General features: G+C 56.3%; 3 protein-coding genes, 1 rRNA gene and 2 pseudogenes. 4 read left to right on the top strand and 2 right to left on the bottom strand.

From position 1 onward, the window contains the following. The first annotated feature begins 102 nt into the window (after positions 1 to 102). Positions 103 to 218 (top strand): 5S ribosomal RNA (gene rrf / locus G4D79_RS34415). A 446-nt stretch (positions 219 to 664) separates the two neighbouring features. On the opposite strand, the gene G4D79_RS34410 is transcribed toward rrf, so the two are convergent. After that, positions 665 to 925 carry a hypothetical protein gene (locus G4D79_RS34410; protein WP_032491214.1) on the bottom strand — a complete coding sequence of 87 codons (261 nt, stop codon included), beginning with the start codon at positions 923 to 925 and terminating at the stop codon, positions 665 to 667. Positions 926 to 1,522: 597 nt separating this feature from the next. Further along, positions 1,523 to 2,986, bottom strand: coding sequence for a replication initiation protein (locus tag G4D79_RS34405; protein ID WP_250888165.1), 1,464 nt, complete (start codon positions 2,984 to 2,986; stop codon positions 1,523 to 1,525). A gap of 174 nt (positions 2,987 to 3,160) precedes the next feature. On the opposite strand from G4D79_RS34405, the pseudogene G4D79_RS34400 reads away from it, so the two are divergent. The 3 genes and pseudogenes from G4D79_RS34400 to G4D79_RS34390 form a co-directional block, all read left to right on the top strand. Continuing rightward, positions 3,161 to 3,487: pseudogene (locus G4D79_RS34400) on the top strand (IS4 family transposase); the annotation flags it as partial. 28 nt (positions 3,488 to 3,515) lie between these two features. Beyond that, complete coding sequence (locus tag G4D79_RS34395; protein ID WP_000572405.1) at positions 3,516 to 4,310, top strand: aminoglycoside O-phosphotransferase APH(3')-IIa; 795 nt, start codon at positions 3,516 to 3,518, stop codon at positions 4,308 to 4,310. A 141-nt stretch (positions 4,311 to 4,451) separates the two neighbouring features. Beyond that, positions 4,452 to 4,631: pseudogene (locus G4D79_RS34390) on the top strand (class A beta-lactamase); the annotation flags it as partial.

The following is a 4,631-nucleotide window of genomic DNA, read 5'->3' as shown; positions in this document are numbered from 1 at the left end:
ACTGCGGCATGCAAGCTTGGCTGTTTTGGCGGATGAGAGAAGATTTTCAGCCTGATACAGATTAAATCAGAACGCAGAAGCGGTCTGATAAAACAGAATTTGCCTGGCGGCAGTAGCGCGGTGGTCCCACCTGACCCCATGCCGAACTCAGAAGTGAAACGCCGTAGCGCCGATGGTAGTGTGGGGTCTGCCCATGCGAGAGTAGGGAACTGCCAGGCATCAAATAAAACGAAAGGCTCAGTCGAAAGACTGGGCCTTTCGTTTTATCTGTTGTTTGTCGGTGAACGCTCTCCTGAGTAGGACAAATCCGCCGGGAGCGGATTTGAACGTTGCGAAGCAACGGCCCGGAGGGTGGCGGGCAGGACGCCCGCCATAAACTGCCAGGCATCAAATTAAGCAGAAGGCCATCCTGACGGATGGCCTTTTTGCGTTTCTACAAACTCTTTTGTTTATTTTTCTAAATACATTCAAATATGTATCCGCTCATGAATTAATTCCGCTAGATGACGTGCGGCTTCGACCTCCTGGGCGTGGCGCTTGTTGGCGCGCTCGCGGCTGGCTGCGGCACGACACGCGTCTGAGCAGTATTTTGCGCGCCGTCCTCGTGGGTCAGGCCGGGGTGGGATCAGGCCACCGCAGTAGGCGCAGCTGATGCGATCCTCCACTACTGCGCGTCCTCCTGGCGCTGCCGAGCACGCAGCTCGTCGGCCAGCTCTTCAAGGTCGGCCACAAGCGTTTCTAGGTCGCTCGCGGCACTTGCCCAGTCGCGTGATGCTGGCGCGTCTGTCGTATCGAGGGCGCGGAAAAATCCGATCACCGTTTTTAAATCGACGGCGGCATCGAGTGCGTCGGACTCCAGCGCGACATCGGAGAGATCCACCGCTGATGCTTCAGGCCAGTTTTGGTACTTCGTCGTGAAGGTCATGACACCATTATAACGAACGTTCGTTAAAAATTCTAGCCCCAATTCTGATAATTTCTTCCGGCACTCCTGCGAAAACCTGCGAGACTTCTTGCCCAGAAAAAACGCCAAGCGCAGCGGTTACCGCACTTTTTTTCCAGGTGATTTCACCCTGACCAGCGAAGCGGCACTTTAGTGCATGAGGTGTGCCCCTGGTTTCCCCTCTTTGGAGGGTTCAACCCAAAAAAGCACACAAGCAAAAATGAAAATCATCATGAGCAAGTTGGTGCGAAGCAGCAACGCGCTAGCTCCAAAAAGGTCTGCAGGATCTCGAGGAGATTTTTGAGGGGGAGGGAGTCGAGGAAGAGCCAGAGCAGAAGGCGGGGGAACCGTTCTCTGCCGACAGCGTGAGCCCCCTTAAAAATCAGGCCGGGGAGGAACCGGGGAGGGATCAGAGCTAGGAGCGAGACACCCTAAAGGGGGGGAACCGTTTTCTGCTGACGGTGTTTCGTTTATTAGTTTTCAGCCCGTGGATAGCGGAGGGTGAGGGCAAGTGAGAGCCAGAGCAAGGACGGGACCCCTAAAGGGGGGAACCGTTTTCTGCTGACGGTGTTTCGTTTATTAGTTTTCAGCCCGTGGACGGCCGCGTTTAGCTTCCATTCCAAGTGCCTTTCTGACTTGTTGGATGCGCCTTTCACTGACACCTAGTTCGCCTGCAAGCTCACGAGTCGAGGGATCAGCAACCGATTGAGAACGGGCATCCAGGATCGCAGTTTTGACGCGAAGTTCGAGCAACTCGCCTGTCATTTCTCGGCGTTTGTTTGCTTCCGCTAATCGCTGTCGCGTCTCCTGCGCATACTTACTTTCTGGGTCAGCCCATCTGCGTGCATTCGATGTAGCTGCGCCCCGTCGCCCCATCGTCGCTAGAGCTTTCCGCCCTCGGCTGCTCTGCGTTTCCACCCGACGAGCAGGGACGACTGGCTGGCCTTTAGCCACGTAGCCGCGCACACGACGCGCCATCGTCAGGCGATCACGCATGGCGGGAAGATCCGGCTCCCGGCCGTCTGCACCGACCGCCTGGGCAACGTTGTACGCCACTTCATACGCGTCGATGATCTTGGCATCTTTTAGGCGCTCACCAGCAGCTTTGAGCTGGTATCCCACGGTCAACGCGTGGCGAAACGCGGTTTCGTCGCGCGCTGCGCGCTCTGGATTTGTCCAGAGCACTCGCACGCCGTCGATCAGGTCGCCGGCCGCGTCCAGGGCGCTCGGCAGGCTCGCGTCCAAAATCGCTAGCGCCTTGGCTTCTGCGGTGGCGCGTTGTGCCGCTTCAATGCGGGCGCGTCCGCTGGAAAAGTCCTGCTCAATGTACTTTTTCGGCTTCTGTGATCCGGTCATCGTTCGAGCAATCTCCATTAGGTCGGCCAGCCGATCCACACGATCATGCTGGCAGTGCCATTTATAGGCTGTCGGATCGTCTGAGACGTGCAGCGGCCACCGGCTCAGCCTATGCGAAAAAGCCTGGTCAGCGCCGAAAACACGAGTCATTTCTTCCGTCGTTGCAGCCAGCAGGCGCATATTTGGGCTGGTTTTACCTGCTGCGGCATACACCGGGTCAATGAGCCAGATGAGCTGGCATTTCCCGCTCAGCGGATTCACGCCGATCCAAGCCGGCGCTTTTTCTAGGCGTGCCCATTTCTCTAAAATCGCGTAGACCTGCGGGTTTACGTGCTCAATCTTCCCGCCGGCCTGGTGGCTGGGCACATCGATGTCAAGCACGATCACCGCGGCATGTTGCGCGTGCGTCAGCGCAACGTACTGGCACCGCGTCAGCGCTTTTGAGCCAGCCCGGTAGAGCTTTGGTTGGGTTTCGCCGGTATCCGGGTTTTTAATCCAGGCGCTCGCGAAATCTCTTGTCTTGCTGCCCTGGAAGCTTTCGCGTCCCAGGTGAGCGAGCAGTTCGCGGCGATCTTCTGCCGTCCAGCCGCGTGAGCGCAGCGCTAGTTCGGGGTGGGTGTCGAACAGATCGGCGGAAAATTTCCACGCGCTAGCTGTGACTGTGTCCTGCGGATCGGCTAGAGTCATGTCTTGAGTGCTTTCTCCCAGCTGATGACTGGGGGTTAGCCGACGCCCTGTGAGTTCCCGCTCACGGGGCGTTCAACTTTTTCAGGTATTTGTGTAGCTTATCGTGTTTTCTTCGTAAATGAACGCTTAACTACCTTGTTAAACGTGGCAAATAGGCAGGATTGATGGGGATCTAGCTTCACGCTGCCGCAAGCACTCAGGGCGCAAGGGCTGCTAAAGGAAGCGGAACACGTAGAAAGCCAGTCCGCAGAAACGGTGCTGACCCCGGATGAATGTCAGCTACTGGGCTATCTGGACAAGGGAAAACGCAAGCGCAAAGAGAAAGCAGGTAGCTTGCAGTGGGCTTACATGGCGATAGCTAGACTGGGCGGTTTTATGGACAGCAAGCGAACCGGAATTGCCAGCTGGGGCGCCCTCTGGTAAGGTTGGGAAGCCCTGCAAAGTAAACTGGATGGCTTTCTTGCCGCCAAGGATCTGATGGCGCAGGGGATCAAGATCTGATCAAGAGACAGGATGAGGATCGTTTCGCATGATTGAACAAGATGGATTGCACGCAGGTTCTCCGGCCGCTTGGGTGGAGAGGCTATTCGGCTATGACTGGGCACAACAGACAATCGGCTGCTCTGATGCCGCCGTGTTCCGGCTGTCAGCGCAGGGGCGCCCGGTTCTTTTTGTCAAGACCGACCTGTCCGGTGCCCTGAATGAACTCCAAGACGAGGCAGCGCGGCTATCGTGGCTGGCCACGACGGGCGTTCCTTGCGCAGCTGTGCTCGACGTTGTCACTGAAGCGGGAAGGGACTGGCTGCTATTGGGCGAAGTGCCGGGGCAGGATCTCCTGTCATCTCACCTTGCTCCTGCCGAGAAAGTATCCATCATGGCTGATGCAATGCGGCGGCTGCATACGCTTGATCCGGCTACCTGCCCATTCGACCACCAAGCGAAACATCGCATCGAGCGAGCACGTACTCGGATGGAAGCCGGTCTTGTCGATCAGGATGATCTGGACGAAGAGCATCAGGGGCTCGCGCCAGCCGAACTGTTCGCCAGGCTCAAGGCGCGGATGCCCGACGGCGAGGATCTCGTCGTGACCCATGGCGATGCCTGCTTGCCGAATATCATGGTGGAAAATGGCCGCTTTTCTGGATTCATCGACTGTGGCCGGCTGGGTGTGGCGGACCGCTATCAGGACATAGCGTTGGCTACCCGTGATATTGCTGAAGAGCTTGGCGGCGAATGGGCTGACCGCTTCCTCGTGCTTTACGGTATCGCCGCTCCCGATTCGCAGCGCATCGCCTTCTATCGCCTTCTTGACGAGTTCTTCTGAGGCGCCACGTCAGGTGGCACTTTTCGGGGAAATGTGCGCGGAACCCCTATTTGTTTATTTTTCTAAATACATTCAAATATGTATCCGCTCATGAGACAATAACCCTGATAAATGCTTCAATAATATTGAAAAAGGAAGAGTATGAGTATTCAACATTTCCGTGTCGCCCTTATTCCCTTTTTTGCGGCATTTTGCCTTCCTGTTTTTGCTCACCCAGAAACGCTGGTGAAAGTAAAAGATGCTGAAGATCAGTTGGGTGCACGAGTGGGTTACATCGAACTGGATCTCAACAGCGGTAAGATCCTTGAGAGTTTTCGCCCC

This window comes from Rhodococcus sp. WY5 (assembly GCF_018588185.1).
In the GTDB taxonomy this organism is placed as follows: domain Bacteria; phylum Actinomycetota; class Actinomycetes; order Mycobacteriales; family Mycobacteriaceae; genus Rhodococcus_F; species Rhodococcus_F qingshengii.
Note: the sequence above shows the minus strand (reverse complement) of the source record. Positions and strands in the feature narration are given on the sequence as shown.